Origin of the sequence: Aeromonas sp. 6P (assembly GCF_051919525.1) — a bacterium.
In the GTDB taxonomy this organism is placed as follows: Bacteria; Pseudomonadota; Gammaproteobacteria; order Enterobacterales; family Aeromonadaceae; genus Aeromonas; species Aeromonas veronii.
The window spans coordinates 302,501-319,521 of record NZ_JBQBEO010000002.1; the positions used below are offsets into that span (position 1 = coordinate 302,501).

Below are 17,021 nucleotides of genomic sequence, written 5' to 3' on the forward strand. Positions count from 1 at the left end.
TTAGCCCTTAAGCATCTTGGAAGTTAGTGGAACGGTCCTGGAAAGGCCGGCGATACAGGGTGATAGCCCCGTACACGAAAACAACCTTGATGTGAAATCGAGTAGGGCGGGACACGTGACATCCTGTCTGAATATGGGGGGACCATCCTCCAAGGCTAAATACTCCTGACTGACCGATAGTGAACCAGTACCGTGAGGGAAAGGCGAAAAGAACCCCTGTGAGGGGAGTGAAATAGAACCTGAAACCGTGTACGTACAAGCAGTGGGAGCCCTTCGGGGTGACTGCGTACCTTTTGTATAATGGGTCAGCGACTTACATTTTGTAGCGAGGTTAACCGTATAGGGGAGCCGTAGGGAAACCGAGTCTTAACTGGGCGTCTAGTTGCAAGGTGTAGACCCGAAACCGGGTGATCTAGCCATGGGCAGGTTGAAGGTTGAGTAACATCAACTGGAGGACCGAACCCACTAACGTTGCAAAGTTAGGGGATGACCTGTGGCTGGGGGTGAAAGGCCAATCAAACTCGGAGATAGCTGGTTCTCCCCGAAAGCTATTTAGGTAGCGCCTCGGACGAATACTACTGGGGGTAGAGCACTGTTTGGGCTAGGGGGTCATCCCGACTTACCAACCCCATGCAAACTCCGAATACCAGTAAGTAATATCCGGGAGACACACGGCGGGTGCTAACGTCCGTCGTGAAGAGGGAAACAACCCAGACCGCCGGCTAAGGTCCCAAAGTTCTGGTTAAGTGGGAAACGATGTGGGAAGGCTCAGACAGCTAGGATGTTGGCTTAGAAGCAGCCATCATTTAAAGAAAGCGTAATAGCTCACTAGTCGAGTCGGCCTGCGCGGAAGATGTAACGGGGCTCAAACCAGGCACCGAAGCCGCGGATTCACACTTATGTGTGAGTGGTAGGGGAGCGTTCTGTAAGTCTGCGAAGGTGTATCGAGAGGTATGCTGGAGATATCAGAAGTGCGAATGCTGACGTAAGTAACGATAAAGGGGGTGAAAAGCCTCCTCGCCGGAAGACCAAGGGTTCCTGTCCAACGTTAATCGGGGCAGGGTGAGTCGACCCCTAAGGCGAGGCCGAAAGGCGTAGTCGATGGGAAGCAGGTTAATATTCCTGCACGACTTGTAATTGCGATGGGGGGACGGAGAAGGCTAGGTGGGCCAGGCGACGGTTGTCCTGGTGAAAGTGCGTAGGTGGTGTTTCTAGGCAAATCCGGAGACACAACACTGAGACACGAGACGAACACACTACGGTGTGGAAGCCATTGATGCCCTGCTTCCAGGAAAAGCCTCTAAGCTTCAGATTACAAGTCATCGTACCCCAAACCGACACAGGTGGTCGGGTAGAGAATACCAAGGCGCTTGAGAGAACTCGGGTGAAGGAACTAGGCAAAATAGAACCGTAACTTCGGGAGAAGGTTCGCTCTTGACAGTGAAGTCCCTTGCGGATGGAGCAGTTGGGAGTCGCAGTGACCAGATGGCTGGGACTGTTTATCAAAAACACAGCACTCTGCAAACACGAAAGTGGACGTATAGGGTGTGACACCTGCCCGGTGCCGGAAGGTTAATTGATGGGGTTAGCGCAAGCGAAGCTCTTGATCGAAGCCCCGGTAAACGGCGGCCGTAACTATAACGGTCCTAAGGTAGCGAAATTCCTTGTCGGGTAAGTTCCGACCTGCACGAATGGTGTAACCATGGCCATGCTGTCTCCACCCGAGACTCAGTGAAATCGAATTCGCCGTGAAGATGCGGTGTACCCGCGGCTAGACGGAAAGACCCCGTGAACCTTTACTACAGCTTGGCACTGAACATTGAACCTACATGTGTAGGATAGGTGGGAGGCTTTGAAGGCGTGACGCCAGTTGCGCTGGAGCCGTCCTTGAAATACCACCCTTGTATGTTTGATGTTCTAACGCAGGGCCCTGAATCGGGCTCGCGGACAGTGCCTGGTGGGTAGTTTGACTGGGGCGGTCTCCTCCCAAAGAGTAACGGAGGAGCACGAAGGTTGGCTAATCCTGGTCGGACATCAGGAGGTTAGTGCAATGGCATAAGCCAGCTTAACTGCGAGACGGACAGGTCGAGCAGGTACGAAAGTAGGTCATAGTGATCCGGTGGTTCTGAATGGAAGGGCCATCGCTCAACGGATAAAAGGTACTCCGGGGATAACAGGCTGATACCGCCCAAGAGTTCATATCGACGGCGGTGTTTGGCACCTCGATGTCGGCTCATCACATCCTGGGGCTGAAGTCGGTCCCAAGGGTATGGCTGTTCGCCATTTAAAGTGGTACGCGAGCTGGGTTCAGAACGTCGTGAGACAGTTCGGTCCCTATCTGCCGTGGGCGTTGGATGATTGAAGGGAGTTGCTCCTAGTACGAGAGGACCGGAGTGAACGAACCTCTGGTGTTCGGGTTGTCACGCCAGTGGCACTGCCCGGTAGCTAAGTTCGGAATCGATAACCGCTGAAAGCATCTAAGCGGGAAGCGAGCCCTGAGATGAGTCATCCCTGACCCCTTGAGGGTCCTAAAGGGCCGTTGGAGACCACAACGTTGATAGGTGGGGTGTGTAAGCGCGGCGACGTGTTGAGCTAACCCATACTAATTACCCGTGAGGCTTAACCATACAACACCCAAGAAGTGTTCTGGGCCTTGTAGCAAATACCAAGCGAACTACTAACTAATTCAGTGATAGCGACAAGCCAATAGGCAACCTCGTTACTCACGTCAGCTTTCTGGATTAAGAATTTGCCTGGCGGCCATAGCGCCGTGGAACCACCTGATCCCATGCCGAACTCAGAAGTGAAACGCGGTAGCGCCGATGGTAGTGTGGCATTCGCCATGCGAGAGTAGGACACTGCCAGGCACCCAATTAAACAGCGATGTGAAGAATCACGTCACTGGCTGCGAGGATGACACCTCAGAAGAAGCAGCAGAAAATTTAGCGCAAGCTAACCGAATGCGGAGCGGTAGTTCAGTCGGTTAGAATACCGGCCTGTCACGCCGGGGGTCGCGGGTTCGAGTCCCGTCCGCTCCGCCACTAATTTGAAGGCCTTCCCAGATGGGAAGGCCTTTTTGCTATGGGTGGTTTTGCTCATAAGACCTACATATTTGCACATCGGAACCAATACAAAGCCCGGCTTCACGACCGGGCTTTTGTATTTTTAGCGCGTTAAACCGCCAATATCTGGCTTTTACCTGCCAAGTAAGAGTGCCAGATAGCCGGTTATTTCCACCATTTTCGGGCTATATCCGAGCCTTGTTGGCTTCATTCGAGGTCACTTGAGCGAGTCTAGAGGCGGCCAAATCAGGCTTGTGTTGCTTGCTGAGTACAGGGCAGTCCCATATTGACCACCTCCGCTTCCATCTGCACGTCGATCTTGAAGCCCAGCAGCTTGGCTAGGCTGGGAATACCGAGATTGCCGGATTAATCAGGTACCGTTCAAGCAAAGAGGCCTTCCCGACGGGAAGGCCTCTTTGCTTTATCTATCAACTGATTATCATCACTCGGTCGATTTATCAGCGCTTCTCTTTGTTGCCAATGCTCAGGCCGAGCTTGATGGAGAGGGCAGCCAGTAGCAGCAGCATCATGATCAGGGAGAAGAAGTTGCTGCCAAGCTCCGGGTATTGCACCTTGAGCAGCGCGGAGTGGCCGAAGACACCGATAAAGAAGCAAAGCAGGGTGCAGATGGGGGTGTTGCCCACCATGGGTTCATGGCGATAGTGCTGGAACAGCTGATAGGCCGCCAGCCAGAGGGCAATCAGCGGAAAGAAGGAGAAAGGCACGACCGAGTTGGTCAGCACGGCCAGAGAGGCATCGCCACAGATACCAATCAGCATGGCCATGGCGAGCGGTTTTTTCGGGATCATAAGCTGTTCAGTCATATCGTTCTCCATCCTGTGGTCATGGGTGAGGTTCACGGCGCTTCTGGTTTTGTACCTCGGCGCCCATGGCGATCATCCGCAGTTGGCGAATTGTTCGGTCGGAGAGTGCCCGGCACTCTTCGCTGGTCATGTCGAGCGCATCGGCACCGGCACTGAAGACGATGGTAACCATGGCTTCTGCCTGGATGTAGGCATCTTCCCGTGGTGCTTCGGTGGTGGCTTCCAGATAATCGGTTAGCTCGGCAATGAAGTGCTGGATTTCGCGAGCCACCGCCTGACGAAAGGCGGCCGAGGTGCCGGAGCGTTCCCGCAGCAGCAGCCGGAAGATGTTGGGGTTGTTCTCGACGAACTCCATAAAGGTCTGCACCGAGGTGCTGATGACACTACCACCACCGGCAATGCGCTGGCGTGCCTGTCGCATCAGTTGGCGCAGGGTGAGACCTCCTTCGTCAACCAGGGTCAGGCCCAGCTCCTCCATATCGCGAAAGTGGCGATAGAAAGAGGTGGGCGCGATACCTGCTTCGCGAGCGACTTCCCGCAGGCTGAGATTGGAGAAACTCCGATTGGCGCACAGTTGGCTGAATGCAGCATCGATCAATGTACGCCGGGTTTTTTCTTTTTGTTGAGCGCGAATACCCACGAAATCAGTCACCTTCAGCTTAACGAGGACAAATGATAACCCGAAGGCGCCTCAGGATCAGGTTTGTATCCTACTTTTTTACCATTGACCGTGAGGAAATCACCATAGAAAATGGCTAACAGCTGTTCGCTGAAAGGATGCAATGAAATGGCCAGACCCCCCATTATTTTGACCAATACCCTGCTGTTCTCCCTCTCCGGGATAGTGGCGTTGATTGTCGTACCTTGGTACGGCGTGAGCCACGGTTACGATCTCTGGCAGTGGGCCAGTTTCCTGTTGTTGTTCTGCCTTAGTGGTCTCTCCATCACCGCAGGCTATCACCGGCTCTGGTCGCACAAGGCCTACAAGGCGCACCTCGCTTTGCAGTGGTTGTTTGCCATCGGCGGTGCGTTGGCGCTGCAGAATTCGGCCCTGCACTGGTCGGCCGATCACCGCCGTCACCATCGTCATGTGGATGACAACGATAAAGACCCCTACAGCGCGGGGCGCGGCTTCTGGTATTCGCACATCGGCTGGATGCTGCGTGAGCATCAGGGAGATCGCTATGGCGATTACAATAATGTGCGTGACCTGCAGAACAACCCGGTGGTCGCGTTTCAGCACCGTCACTATCTGACGCTGGCGCTGGCGGCCAATCTGGGGCTGCCGCTGCTGCTCGGCCTGTGGCACGGGGATATGCTCGGCATGTTGCTGTTGGCGGGCGTACTGCGGATGGTGATGACTCACCACACCACCTTCTTCATCAATTCGCTGGCCCACATCTGGGGCAGTCAGCCCTATACCGACCACAATACCGCTCGCGATAACGGCATCCTGGCTTTTTTCACCTTTGGCGAGGGGTACCACAACTTTCACCACCTGTTCGAGAATGACTACCGCAACGGCATTCACTGGTGGCAGTTCGATCCGACCAAGTGGTTGATCCGGCTCGCCTCCTGGTGTGGTCTGGCGGGGGATCTCAGATCCTCGCCGGAGGAGCGTATCGAACAAGCCCGGCTGCAGATGCAGCTGAAACGGGCACAAGCCAAGTTGCGCAAGCAGGAAGATCGCGAACTGTGGCAGGCGCTGCTGCAGGAGGAGTACGACAAGCTGAGCCAGCAGTTGCAACACTATTACGCCAGTCGCAAGCGGCTGCTGGAGCTGCGCAGGCGCAAGGCGCTGGCGCGCTATGACCGCCTCAAGCTGCAACTGGAGTACCGGGCCCTGCGGGACGGCTTTATCGCAGGTAAACGCAACTGGAGTCGTTTGCTGGCAGGTATTGCATGATGCCGTCCGATTATCACAGAGACTAAAGGAGAAGACCGCCTGCTGGCGGTCTTCTCTTTTATGATTCAACTCAAGCTAGTTGGCTTGGCTCTGCTGTTGCTGCAACTGATCCAGTGCCTGTTGCTCCTGCTGGCTGGGACCCAGCTGTTCACAGGCCTGCTCAAAGCTGATCCCCAGATGGGGCATCATGATATCCAATAACGGGAGGGCTTAGTTGGCTTGGCTCTGCTGTTGCTGCAACTGATCCAGTGCCTGTTGCTCCTGCTGGCTAAGACCCAGTTGTTCACAGGCCTGCTCAAAGCTGATCCCCAGATGGCACATCATGATATCGATGGCGGGCAGATAGTTCTTCATAGCTTCTTCCATGGTGATCCTCCAGACCCGTCACTTATGCCCTGAACCACTCGGGGCGGCAATTAGACTTTAGGCTTAGTCTGTCCATTTGATCAGCACCCCTGCCACTGGGGTAGGGAATTTGTTACCCTGCACCATGATAAAAACGGTTGCCGTATGACTGCGAGCAACAGGTGAGGAGCAGGGCATGTTATTGAGTTTCTTGATCATCGCTTCAGGTTGGTGGCACATCCGTGCTGCCTACGGTTCAGACTGCCGCCAGTTCTATATCAGCAAGCCGCTGACCATGCTGCTTATCATTGCGTTGGCGTTCGGCTACCAGAGTTATGACCACGACGGTTCCCACGCCTGGATCCTGCTCGGCCTTTGTCTCTCGCTGGCGGGCGATGTGCTGCTGATGCTGCCAAGTGATCGCTTCATTCAGGGGTTGGCGGCATTTCTTGTCGCGCATCTCTGCTATATCGTCGGTTTTGCCCAAGGGCCGTTGTTGCTCAATCTGGTGGATGGTTTGCTGCTGTTGCTGATCGCCGGCATGGTCTTTGGCCTGCTGTGGGGCAAGCTTGGGGAGATGCGGATCCCGGTCTTCTGCTACATGCTGGTGATCATTGGCATGGCCTGGGTGGCCGCCGGTGCCTGGCACGCCTCTCTCACTGCCGGTTCGGCCGCCGCTCTGGTGGGGGCACTGATGTTCCTCTTCTCCGACAGCATGCTGGCGCTCGATCGCTTCCGCCACCCCTTTCCCCATGCTCGTGCCTGGGTGATGAGCAGCTACTTCGCGGCGCAATTCCTGATTGCGGGGTCGCTGGCGGGATAACGCTTTCTGGTTGAGTGCAGGTAACAGATAACGAAAAACGGGCATTAGCCCGTTTTTCGTTTTATGCCCGGCGTTGTTTCACGCCTCTAGCGGTTCGGCATCTGCTGCCCGTGGGGCGGGGGATTTGAGCAACAGCATCAGGCCGCTGGCGATCAGCAGGAAGATCCCCATGATGTAGAACACCTGGTTGTAGGCCATGATGGCCGCCTCCCGGTTGATGGTATTGGCCAGCATGGCGTGGGCTTGCTGCTGGGCTATCTCTGGGCCTGAACCCTGCGCCATCATGCTCTGGGCCAGTTGCAGCAGATAGCTCTGCCCCTCGATACTGCTGGCGGCCAGAGTGCTGCCAATTTGCAGCACGTGGGTGCGGGTATCGTTGTCGAGCAGGGTCGCGATGATGGCGATACCGAACGCACCACCCAGGTTGCGCAGCACGTTGAGCAGGGTCGAGGAGGAGGGGATCTCGTCGTGGCTCAGGCTGGCGGTGGCGACCAGGGAGAGCGGCACCATGATGAAGGGCTGCCCCAGCGCCCGCACGATAAGCGACTGGATCAGCTGCGGCCCGGCGTAGTCTGCACTCATGTTGACGTTCATAAAGCAGCTGACGGCGAAGATAAGGAAGCCGAAGCTCACCAGATAGCGCGGGTCTATCTTGTGGGTCAGCCTGGGTACCAGCGGTAGCACCAGCAGTTGCGGCAGCCCCATCCACATCAGTACCTCGCCGATTTCCAGCGCGTTGTAGTTGTGGATCTGGGTCATGTAGAGCGGCAGCACATAGATGGAGCCCATCAACGCCATGCCGAGGATCAGATAGGCGAAGCAGGCCAGCGCGAAGCGCGGGTTGTGCAGCAGCCGCAGATTGACCAGCGGGTGACGGCGGATCAGCTGGCTGATGACGAAGAACACCAGCGCCACCGCCGAAATGACTGCCAGTCGCACGATGAAGCTTGAGCCGAACCAGTCTTCCCGGTTGCCCTCTTCCAGTACCACCTCCAGCAGGCCGAGGCCGAGCGCCATGGTGACAATCCCGATGAGGTCTACCCGCTTGATCACGGCCCAGTCCACCGGTTTTTTATCAAGCCCGTGGGCCAGCATGGCTATCACCAGCAGTCCCGGCGGCACGTTGAGATAGAAGATGTAGTGCCACGACATCTGCTCGGTGAGCCAGCCACCGAGGGTCGGGCCGATGGCGGGGGCGAAGGTGGCGCAGAGGCCAAAAAGCGCCATGCCGGTGGCCCGCTTCTGTAGCGGCAACAGGGTGACGATGAGGGAAAAGGCCATCGGGATCAGCGCCCCGCCAGTGAAGCCTTGCAGCGCCCGGAAGACGATCATGCTGGTGAGGTTCCAGCTGAACGAGCAGAGCACGGAGGCGGCGATAAACGCACCGGTGGTCCAGAGCAGGTAACGGCGCACACTCAACCCCCGGCTCAACCAGCCGCTCAGGGGGATGGCGATCATCTCCGCCACCAGATAGGAGGTGGAGATCCAGGAGCTCTCGCTCAGGGTGGCTGACAGGGCCCCCTGAATGTCCTTCAGGGAGGCATTGGTGATCTGGATATCGAGGATGGCCATAAAGGCGCCGATAAGGCCCCCCATGACCGCGATCCAGTTGCGACGTGGAATGGGTTCCATCAGTTGGCAGCCACCACGGGATCAGGAGTGCGGGTATCCACGATCACTTCGGTCGAGAGACCCGGCAGCAGCTTGCCTGCCAGCGGGCCCGGCTCGGGGATGCGGATCTTCACCGGTACCCGTTGCACGATTTTGGTGAAGTTGCCGGTGGCATTCTCCGGTGGCAGCAGGGCGAACTTGGCGCCGGTCGCCGGAGCCAGGCTGTCGATGATCCCCTCGACCGGTTGATCCGGGTAGGCATCGAGTACCACTTCGACCTTCTGGCCCGGCTGCATATGGGCGAGCTGGGTCTCCTTGAAGTTGGCCTCGACCCACACCTGCTGCAGCGGCACCAGGCTGGCGACCTGCATACCGGACTGGACGTAGAGCCCTTCCCGCAGGCTGCGCTTGCCGATGATGCCATCGGCCGGTGCCCGCAGCTCGGTATAACCTAGCTCCAGCTTGGCTTGCTCCAGTTGCGCTTCGCTCAATGCCAGCTTGGCCAGATTCTGTTTGCGCTCGGCATCCAGTACCAGCAGTCGCTCACGGGCCGCTTGCAGGGCGGCTTGGGCCTCCCGGGCTTGCGCCTGATTGACCTGCAGGCCGGCACGCACCTCGTCCAGACTATCTTGCGAGCTGTAGTGGCGCTGGTTGAGCTGACTGATCCGGTTGACCTGCTGGCTGGCGCGCAGCTGTTCGGCATTGGCGGAGGCGACCTTGGCCTCGGCCTGCTGGATCAGGCTCAGTTGTTGGGTGCGGGTGGCCGCCAGATTTTCGGCCGTCGCCTGATTGAGGCACAGGTCGGCTTCGGCCTCCGCGACCCTGGTTTTGTATTCGCGATCATCGAGCCGGGCGATCAGTTGGCCCGCTTTGACCGGCTGGTTGTCGGTGACCAGCACTTCGCGGATATAGCCGGGCAGCTTGGAGCTGATCCCGGTCACTTCACTTTGCAGATAGGCGTTGTCGGTGCTTTCAAAATAGCGGCCGTGAAGATACCAGTAACCGGCGAACAGCAGACCGAGCAGAGCCAATATCATGGCTGCCAGCAGGGGAATTTTTTTGTGTTGACTCATTTTTGTGATTCCTGAACTTAAGGGGCGCAGGCTAACACTGGTCAACTGTTTCGATTAGTATTGGTTCACGAGATATACAGTTTCACTGGTGCAACAATGGATCTCAATGCCGCGTTAATTCTGGTGCGTATCGTCGACAAGGGCTCGTTTACGGGGGCCGCCCGCGAGCTGGGGATGACCAAGGCGATGGTCAGCCGCCGCATCGCCGAGCTGGAACAGCGGCTCGGAGTGCGTCTGCTCTATCGCTCCACCCGTCAGCTCACTTTGACCGAGGAGGGGGAGAAGTACTACCTGCACTGCAGCAAGGCGGTCGATGCCCTGACCGAAGCCGAGCTGATGCTGAGCGCCAGCCAGCAGGAGGTGACCGGCACCCTCAAACTGGCGGTGCCCATCGAGACGGGGCAACTGGTGGTCGGGCGCCTGGTTGCCAAGTTTTTGCAGGCCTATCCCGCCCTGCAGGTGGAGCTGGAACTGACCAACCGGGTGGTAGACCCCATCAGTGAAGGGCTGGATGCGGTGGTGCGGATTGGCGACATGAGCGACTCCAATCTGGCGGCGCGCCGACTCTGGAGCACCGGGCGGCTGCTCTGTGCCAGCCCGGACTATCTGGCCCGCAGCCCGGTCATCGGGCGGCCGGAGGATCTGGCCAACCACGAGCGGGTGACGGTGAGCAGCGGGTTTCTCGCCTCTCACTGGTGCTTCGAGCTGGATGGCAGAGAGGTGCTGGTTGACCCCCCATCCCGTTTTCGGGTCAATAATATTACCTGTGCCCGGGAGGCGGCGAAGGCGGGGCTGGGGTTGGCCTCGTTACCCGCTATGCTCTGTCAGGATGAGCTGGCCAGCGGCGAGCTGGTGATCCTGCTGCCAGAGTGGCAGCAACCCAGGGTGCCGATTTATTTGCTGTTTCCGGAACGGCAACTGATGCCGCGCAAGTTGCGGGCATTCATCGATTTCATGATTGAGAACGGCGCCGAGTTTGGCATCGACAAGCTGTTGTAAGGGGGAGCTATGGATAACTGGATCAATCTCTATCGCGCCTCACACACCCTGGAGGCGCACGCGTTGAAAGGGGCGCTGGAGGCGGAAGGGGTGCTGGTGCGCCTCAATGGCGAGGGGCTGTCTGGCGCCCTTGGCGAGCTGCCGGTCGACATGTTGCAGGTGACCCTGATGGTGCGAGCCGAGGATCGCAGCAAGGCGGGACGGGTCATCGAGCGTTACCAGCAGCGTCAGGGTAACGGCTGGCTGTGCGGCCAGTGCGGGGAGGAGAACGGCGCCAACTTCGACGTCTGCTGGCGCTGTCATCACGATCCCCACGACAGCTGATCTCTCTTCCGCTAGCGCGGCGGGAACTCGATATCTTCCCCTGCGCTGGCATCGTGATAGGTCGCCAGATCCAGCTCGTTTTCGCTGCGGGCGATCAGCACCGATACCAGAATATCCCCCGAAACATTGACCGTGGTGCGCGCCATGTCGAGGATCCGGTCAATGCCTGCAATCAGTGCCACCCCTTCCAGCGGCAAGCCCACCGCCGTCAGGGTCAGGGTCAGCAGCATCAACCCGGTGCCCGGGGTGCCTGCGGTGCCGATACTGGCCAGGGTGGCGATGCTGATGATGGTCAGGTAATCGACCATGTGCAGATCCACCCCGAATGCCTGAGCCACGAACAGCGCAGTCACTCCCTGATAGAGGGCGGTACCATCCATGTTGATGGTGGCGCCGATGGGCAGCACCTTGGCGGTGATGGCGGGGGAGACTCCCAGCCGCTTCTCTGCGCAGGCCAGACTGATGGGCAGGGTGGAGTTGCTCGAGCTGCTGGTGAAGGCCACCGCCTGGGCATCAACGATACTCTTGAAGTAGTGCAGCGGATTGAGCCGTGCCAGCAGGAGCAGCAGGGTGCTGTAGACCCCGAGCACGTGCAGCAGGCAGCCGAGGTAGACGGCGCCGATCACCTTGAGCAGCGGCAGCAGCAGGTCGAGACCGTACTTGCCGGTCATCCAGGCCATCAGGGCGCAGACACCGTAAGGCGCGAGCGCCATCACCATCTGGGTCAGCTTGAACATCCCCTCGGCCAGCGAGGTGAAGAAGAGGATGGCGGGGCGGCCACGGCGACCGCTGGCATTGAGGGCGACCGCCAGCGCCACCGCAAAGACGATCACTTGCAGGATCTTGCCATCCACCATCGCCTGTACCGGGTTACTCGGCACCAGATGGCTCAGCACGCTGGCCAGGGTGGGTGGTTCCGACATACCGACCCGCTCATAGGGGCCCATGTCGGCACCCATGCCGGGTTCCAGCAGCCAGCCCATCATCAGGCCGATGCAGATGGCGATGGCGGTCGAACAGAAGTAGAGGCAGATCGCCTTGCTGCCGATGCGATCGAGGGCCTTGCCCTTGAGCAGCGAGGTGAGACCGGCGATGACCGAGCAGAAGATAAGAGGCACCATCAGCATCTGGATGGTGTTGACGAACAGGACGCCAAGGGGCTTGAGCAGCAGGGCTTGCTCTTCAAAGCCAACGCCCAGCCCCACCCCTGTCAGCATACCGATCAGGGTCTTGAGCCAGAGTGGTCGGCGGGTCCAGATCTGCCAGGGCTTGAGAGCCTCTCCATGGAACAGCATGACGCCAATATCCTTATACATTGTCTGCGATGGCCAAAAAGGGGCGCCAGTGTAGCGATCCCTGACGCGGGTTGCCACATTATCGACAAAGCGGTGGCGGTGACCACTCCCCTGACCAGGTAATGCGCAATTTATTGGCCTATATCAAGATCCCTCCGGGCGTGGAGATATTTAATTGGCATTAAATATGTTCATTATTGAGGTGAGAGATGCCGCAATCGGTTCATGGTCACGAAGTGATGGAAATGATGCTGGCGCAAGGGGGGCAATTTACCCGTGCCAGCCTGAAACAGGCGATGGCCGAGCGGTTCGGTGCCGAGGCCCGTTTTCATACCTGCAGCGCCAGCGAGATGGATGCGGAAGCGCTGATCGACTTTCTGGCTGCCCGCGGCAAATTCATCGACTCGGCCGAGGGTTTCCAGACCCGCGCCGACAAGATCTGCAACCACGGTTAATCCCGCTGCGAGCGCATCATGGCGCTCGCTCAATTCTTCGCCCTTTGCTATATTTCGCCCCCTCTCTTTTCCCTATTCAGGGCGTAGCCCGGGCGTTGTATGGATACTTTCTCTGCCGCAGTCATGCTGTTTCTGATCATGGACCCGCTGGGCAACCTGCCGGTCTTCCTCTCTATCCTGCGTCATATCGATCCCAAGCGACGTCGCAAGGTGATGGTGCGCGAGCTGCTCTTCTCGCTGGCCATCATGATGCTGTTCCTGTTCGTCGGTCAGCAGATCCTCGGTTTCCTCAACCTGCGGCAGGAGGCGGTCAGCATTGCGGGGGGCATTATCCTGTTCCTGATCGCCATCAAGATGATCTTCCCGAGTGAAGGGGGCGTGACCGGGCTGGCGGCGGGCGAGGAGCCCTTCCTGGTGCCGATGGCGATCCCGATGATCGCCGGTCCTTCTATCTTGGCTTCTTTGATGCTGCTGGCCAATCAGGAGCCGACCCGGATGGTGGACTGGTCGCTGGCACTCTTTCTGGCCTGGGCCGCCAGCGCGGTGATCCTGATGTTCTACGAGGTATTCAACAAGCTGCTGGGTGAGCGGGGACTCACTGCGGTGGAGCGGTTGATGGGTATGCTGTTGGTGATGATCTCGGTCCAGATGCTGCTGGACGGGGTGCATCACTATCTGGCGGTGACCGGTCAGGGCTGAGCGGTTTACATCTTGAAGTGAATGAAACGGGGCTACGCAGAGCCCCGTTCTTTTTTGCTGTTGAGAGGACGTGCAGTCACTCGTGAGTGGTCGCTGCGGGTTCCAGTTTGCTCATGATGAGGGACAGCAGCAGCTCCCGCAGCCAGCGGTGGCCCGGATCCTCGCTGTGACGCTGATGCCAGATGAGTAGATGGGAGATGCTGTCCAACCCGATGGGCAGCGGCAGCTGTAACAGCGGATAGACCTGGGTGGCGTGGCGGGCGTAGAGCCGGGAGAGCGTTACTATCATGTCGGAGTGCATCCCCATCCGTAGTGCCGCCTCGAAGGAGGGCACGGTTGCCTCGATACGTCGGTAGAGATCCTGCTCTGCCAGCTTGTGATCCAGCATCCAGCGGTCCCGCCCCTCGCAGTAAGTCTGCACATGGGGATAGCTGAGGTAGTGCTCCAGATTCCAGTTGGGCTCTCGCAGCGCGGGGTGGTGCTGCTGCACCAGACAGGTGAGATCATCGACCGCCAGCACTCGCTGACAGATGCTGTCGGGCAGGGTATCGAGCCGATAATCGGAGCTGATGCAGTTCTCTCGCACCGCGAAGGCGATGTCCACCTGTCCCTGACTCATCTCGGTTAGACTGTTCTCGGTCCACTCCTCGTAACGCAAGCGGATCCGTGGTGCCTGCCGCTTCAGCTCGCTCAGGTAGAGCGGGGCAAACAGGGTGAAGGCGCTGTCCATGCTGGCGATGACGAACTCTCGCTCCGAGCTGGCGGGGTCGAACTCGGGCGGCTGGATCAGGTTGTCCAGCGACAGCAGGATGGGTTGCAACTGTTGTTGCAGCGCAAGGGCGCGGCCGGTGGGCTCCAGCCCGTAGGCGGAGCGGATGAAGAGGGGATCATTGAAGGTATCGCGCAGACGGCCGAGGGCTTTGCTGACGGCGGACTGGCTCAGATGAAGGCGGCGTGCCGCCTTGCTGCCGTTGCGCTCCTCCAGCAGCACCTGCAGGATAATCAGCAAATTGAGGTCGATGCGACCCAGTTGTTCCAGCAGCATGATATGAATCCTCTTCAATTCTAAGATGAATTTATACCATTTGTTTTCATATCTTGGCGATCTTATCCTCGAATGGTCTCAGGTTCGCATGAACCACTGGTACAGGATGTAGCGGTTGAGGGGACATGTAGCACAATCAATATGGCGACCTTTGGGTCGCCCTATTTTTTGGCTATGATTTATTTGCTCACTTGCACCTGCCTTGATTTTGCCCAACAATCCCTGCGCTCTATTTTGATACAAGTAACAGATATCTCTTTGTGAGGGAGTATCCCTATGGGACTCGGTGGAATTCATATCTGGCATATGCTGATCCTCTTGCTGGTTGTTGTGCTGGTCTTCGGCAGCAAGCGTCTTGCCACTGCAGGTGAGGATCTGGGTACCGCCATCAAAGATTTTCGCAAGGCGATGCGTGACGACGCAAATCATCCGAAATAAGCAGTAGGAGTAGAAAATGTCTGTAGACGAGAAAGTTGAACTGAACGAAACCTGTGACAGCTGCGGCTGTTTTGCCGAGATCGGCACCATCATCGGCGAAGGCGACGATGTGATGGATCTGGTGATTGAAGCCGCGGCCGAGGCGGATGCCCGCGCCAAGCTGGCTGCCTATGAAGCTCTGGCCAAACAGGTCACTGCCGAAGCTCAAGTGAGCAGCGAACTGACCCAGGGCGCCAACGGCGTGATCCTGAAAGCCCGCCTGCAATTCACTTGCACCGCCGAAAAACTGATTTTCGAAATGCGGGCCCGCTCTATCTGAGTTGTCTGATAACGCGGCAGGTTTGCCTGCCGTGTTGACCCTTCTGCTGTGGGTCGGCGTTCTATAGTTACTCTATCCCACAGACGTTTTTGCCCGGCGCGAGTCGGCCAACAGAAGGCGTAAACATCATGACGCAGCGATGGATCTCTGCCCCCAATCCCACCCTCTATCGTGATCCGTGCTGCCAACAGGCAGCAGGCGTGACCTCAGCACAGGGGCAGCCATCGTGATGCGACGCTGGATCTGGGCGCTGCTGGCCCTCTGCTGTTTTCCCCTGCTCGCGGCTGAACTCAAGCCACAGCGTCTGCCCCAACCCGGGGACCTCGAAAGCATTCTGCAAAAGCGCGAACTCAGGGCACTGGTGGTCTATGAGCGCGGCTTCTACTTTCTCGATCGCGGCGCCCAGTACGGCATTCTGGTCAATCAGCTGCAAGGGTTCGAACGCTGGCTGAACAAGACCTATCTCGCCAAAGAGAAGGTCAAACTCAAGGTGGTCTACATCCCGGTGCGGCAGGACAAGCTGCTGGACTATCTGACCGAGGGGCGTGGCGATCTGGTGGCGGCGACCATGACGGTGACCCCGACCCGGCGTGAACAGGTGGCCTTCTCCCGGCCGCTCATTTCATCCATAGAGGAGTGGGTGGTGAGCCAGCAGAGCCTGCCCGCCTTCAGCCGCATTACCCAGCTATCCGGCAGGAGGGTCTGGGTGCGCGCCAGCTCCAGCTACTACGAGAGTCTGCGCCAGCTCAACTGGCTGTTTCGCGAACTGGGGTTGCCCCCTCTATATCGAGACAGTGCCCGAATACCTGCAGGATGGCGATCTGCTGGAGATGGTGGCCGCTGGCATTATTCCCCTGACGGTGACCGACAGCTACAAGGGGCGGATCTGGCTGGGTGGCATGATCTCCGGCCTCAAGGCCCACAAGCTGATCCCCCTGCGCAGCAACGGCACCAGTGCCTGGGCGCTGCGCAAGAACAGCCCCGAGCTGCTCAAGGCGGTCAATGGCTATCTGGCGAGTGTCAGCCGCAACAGCCTTTACAGCGACATGACCCTGCGCCGGCTGCTGGTTCGCAGCGATCAGATGAGCAATATCCTGGCGCCGGATCCCATAGGGCGCCTCGCGACCATTCGCAAGGTGCTGGAGAAGTACGCCAATAAATACGATCTTGACTGGCTGATGCTGGCGGCGCTTGGTTACAAGGAGTCCGGCCTCAATCCCAAGGCGCGTTCGCCCAAGGGGGCCGTGGGCCTCATGCAGCTGCTGCCCAGTACGGGGCGGGAGGTCGGCATCAACGGCGCCAGACTCACCACGCTGGAGGGAAATGTGGAGGCCGCCTGCCGCTACATGCGGTTGATCCTCGATACCTACTTCAATGATCCCAAGCTGGATCGGCTCAACCGCCACCTGTTTGCCCTCGCCGCCTACAACGCCGGACCGAACCGGGTGCAGGCGCTGCGAGGCAAGGCGGAGAAACTGGGGCTCGATCCCAACGTCTGGTTCGGCAACGTGGATCAGCTGGTAGCCAACGAAGTCGGACAGGGGCCGATCAACTATGTCGGCACCATCTACAAGTACTACGTGGCCTATCGTTTCAGCCTGCCCCAGATCGAGGGCAAGGCTGCCGCTATCGAAGCGGCTCAGCCCTGAGCCGGTTGACCGGCAGGGTCGCCTGCACGGTCGGCAATTGCCAGCCACCGTCCCTGTGTTGCAAAAACCAGTGGGCGGGGCCGGTGGCCGGGATAAGATCTGGCTGGCTGAGCTGGCCCAGATAGCGCAACATCGGGGTATCATGCAGTTCCAT

Annotated in this window: 16 protein-coding genes, 1 tRNA gene, 2 rRNA genes and 1 pseudogene (1 of these 20 cut by a window edge); 12 read left to right on the forward strand and 8 right to left on the reverse strand. The window is 58.3% G+C overall.

The window, feature by feature from the left end:
* From ACTG2J_RS01480 to ACTG2J_RS01490, 3 genes are all read left to right on the forward strand, one after another.
* A 23S ribosomal RNA gene (locus ACTG2J_RS01480) occupies nt 1-2,627 on the forward strand; it begins 263 nt to the left of the window's first position.
* A 125-nt stretch (nt 2,628-2,752) separates the two neighbouring features.
* Nucleotides 2,753-2,867: ribosomal RNA gene (gene rrf / locus ACTG2J_RS01485) — 5S ribosomal RNA — on the forward strand.
* 97 nt (nt 2,868-2,964) lie between these two features.
* Nucleotides 2,965-3,041, forward strand: a tRNA-Asp gene (locus tag ACTG2J_RS01490).
* Between the two features lie 479 nt (nt 3,042-3,520).
* Here ACTG2J_RS01490 and ACTG2J_RS01495 read toward each other — a convergent pair.
* Together ACTG2J_RS01495 and fabR are read right to left on the reverse strand one after the other, a co-directional pair.
* Nucleotides 3,521-3,886, reverse strand: a complete 366-nt coding sequence (locus ACTG2J_RS01495; RefSeq protein WP_019444675.1) for a YijD family membrane protein — start codon at nt 3,884-3,886, stop codon at nt 3,521-3,523.
* 19 nt (nt 3,887-3,905) lie between these two features.
* Nucleotides 3,906-4,526, reverse strand: coding sequence for an HTH-type transcriptional repressor FabR (gene fabR / locus ACTG2J_RS01500; protein WP_005339921.1), 621 nt, complete (start codon nt 4,524-4,526; stop codon nt 3,906-3,908).
* Nucleotides 4,527-4,673: 147 nt separating this feature from the next.
* Here fabR and ACTG2J_RS01505 point away from each other — a divergent pair, with 147 nt between their 5' ends.
* Nucleotides 4,674-5,792 (forward strand): acyl-CoA desaturase, encoded by a 1,119-nt coding sequence (locus ACTG2J_RS01505; protein WP_113740352.1) that lies wholly within the window; start codon nt 4,674-4,676, stop codon nt 5,790-5,792.
* A 210-nt stretch (nt 5,793-6,002) separates the two neighbouring features.
* Here the strand turns inward: ACTG2J_RS01505 and ACTG2J_RS01510 are convergent, their stop codons facing one another.
* Nucleotides 6,003-6,158: a hypothetical protein gene (locus tag ACTG2J_RS01510; RefSeq protein WP_005348505.1), complete on the reverse strand. Its 156-nt coding sequence runs from the start codon at nt 6,156-6,158 to the stop codon at nt 6,003-6,005.
* Between the two features lie 175 nt (nt 6,159-6,333).
* Here ACTG2J_RS01510 and ACTG2J_RS01515 point away from each other — a divergent pair, with 175 nt between their 5' ends.
* Entirely contained in the window at nt 6,334-6,960 is a 627-nt protein-coding gene (locus tag ACTG2J_RS01515) for a lysoplasmalogenase (protein ID WP_113740353.1), read from the forward strand.
* Between the two features lie 78 nt (nt 6,961-7,038).
* On the opposite strand, the gene ACTG2J_RS01520 is transcribed toward ACTG2J_RS01515, so the two are convergent.
* The gene (locus tag ACTG2J_RS01520) at nt 7,039-8,592 is read right to left on the reverse strand and encodes a DHA2 family efflux MFS transporter permease subunit (protein WP_439997100.1); all 1,554 of its coding nucleotides are present in this window, start codon (nt 8,590-8,592) and stop codon (nt 7,039-7,041) included.
* Entirely contained in the window at nt 8,592-9,644 is a 1,053-nt protein-coding gene (locus tag ACTG2J_RS01525) for an HlyD family secretion protein (protein WP_439989089.1), read from the reverse strand. The genes ACTG2J_RS01520 and ACTG2J_RS01525 overlap by 1 nt, the downstream gene beginning before the upstream one ends.
* Nucleotides 9,645-9,740: 96 nt before the next feature.
* Between ACTG2J_RS01525 and ACTG2J_RS01530 the strand changes: the two genes are divergently transcribed.
* Both ACTG2J_RS01530 and ACTG2J_RS01535 read left to right on the forward strand, forming a co-directional pair.
* On the forward strand, nt 9,741-10,643 hold the full coding sequence (locus ACTG2J_RS01530) for a LysR family transcriptional regulator (RefSeq protein ID WP_257687262.1): 903 nt from the start codon (nt 9,741-9,743) through the stop codon (nt 10,641-10,643).
* A 9-nt stretch (nt 10,644-10,652) separates the two neighbouring features.
* Nucleotides 10,653-10,967: a putative signal transducing protein gene (locus tag ACTG2J_RS01535; protein ID WP_005339933.1), complete on the forward strand. Its 315-nt coding sequence runs from the start codon at nt 10,653-10,655 to the stop codon at nt 10,965-10,967.
* 11 nt (nt 10,968-10,978) lie between these two features.
* On the opposite strand, the gene ACTG2J_RS01540 is transcribed toward ACTG2J_RS01535, so the two are convergent.
* Complete coding sequence (locus ACTG2J_RS01540; RefSeq protein ID WP_005357632.1) at nt 10,979-12,262, reverse strand: dicarboxylate/amino acid:cation symporter; 1,284 nt, start codon at nt 12,260-12,262, stop codon at nt 10,979-10,981.
* A gap of 209 nt (nt 12,263-12,471) precedes the next feature.
* Between ACTG2J_RS01540 and ACTG2J_RS01545 the strand changes: the two genes are divergently transcribed.
* Nucleotides 12,472-12,717: a YecH family metal-binding protein gene (locus ACTG2J_RS01545; RefSeq protein WP_257687261.1), complete on the forward strand. Its 246-nt coding sequence runs from the start codon at nt 12,472-12,474 to the stop codon at nt 12,715-12,717.
* 99 nt (nt 12,718-12,816) lie between these two features.
* Entirely contained in the window at nt 12,817-13,416 is a 600-nt protein-coding gene (locus ACTG2J_RS01550; RefSeq protein ID WP_013724175.1) for a YhgN family NAAT transporter, read from the forward strand.
* 76 nt (nt 13,417-13,492) lie between these two features.
* Here ACTG2J_RS01550 and ACTG2J_RS01555 read toward each other — a convergent pair whose 3' ends face one another.
* Complete coding sequence (locus tag ACTG2J_RS01555) at nt 13,493-14,461, reverse strand: LysR family transcriptional regulator (protein WP_005348538.1); 969 nt, start codon at nt 14,459-14,461, stop codon at nt 13,493-13,495.
* A 276-nt stretch (nt 14,462-14,737) separates the two neighbouring features.
* On the opposite strand from ACTG2J_RS01555, the gene tatA reads away from it, so the two are divergent.
* The 3 genes and pseudogenes from tatA to ACTG2J_RS01570 all read left to right on the forward strand — a co-directional run bounded on the left by tatA (nt 14,738) and on the right by ACTG2J_RS01570 (nt 16,867).
* The gene (gene tatA, locus ACTG2J_RS01560) at nt 14,738-14,899 is read left to right on the forward strand and encodes a twin-arginine translocase TatA/TatE family subunit (protein WP_047434601.1); all 162 of its coding nucleotides are present in this window, start codon (nt 14,738-14,740) and stop codon (nt 14,897-14,899) included.
* A gap of 16 nt (nt 14,900-14,915) precedes the next feature.
* Nucleotides 14,916-15,218, forward strand: a complete 303-nt coding sequence (locus ACTG2J_RS01565) for a YfcZ/YiiS family protein (RefSeq protein ID WP_005339945.1) — start codon at nt 14,916-14,918, stop codon at nt 15,216-15,218.
* Between the two features lie 229 nt (nt 15,219-15,447).
* Nucleotides 15,448-16,867: pseudogene (locus ACTG2J_RS01570) on the forward strand (transglycosylase SLT domain-containing protein).
* Here ACTG2J_RS01570 and ACTG2J_RS01575 read toward each other — a convergent pair.
* Complete coding sequence (locus ACTG2J_RS01575) at nt 16,845-17,021, reverse strand: hypothetical protein (RefSeq protein ID WP_005339947.1); 177 nt, start codon at nt 17,019-17,021, stop codon at nt 16,845-16,847. The pseudogene ACTG2J_RS01570 and the gene ACTG2J_RS01575 overlap by 23 nt on opposite strands.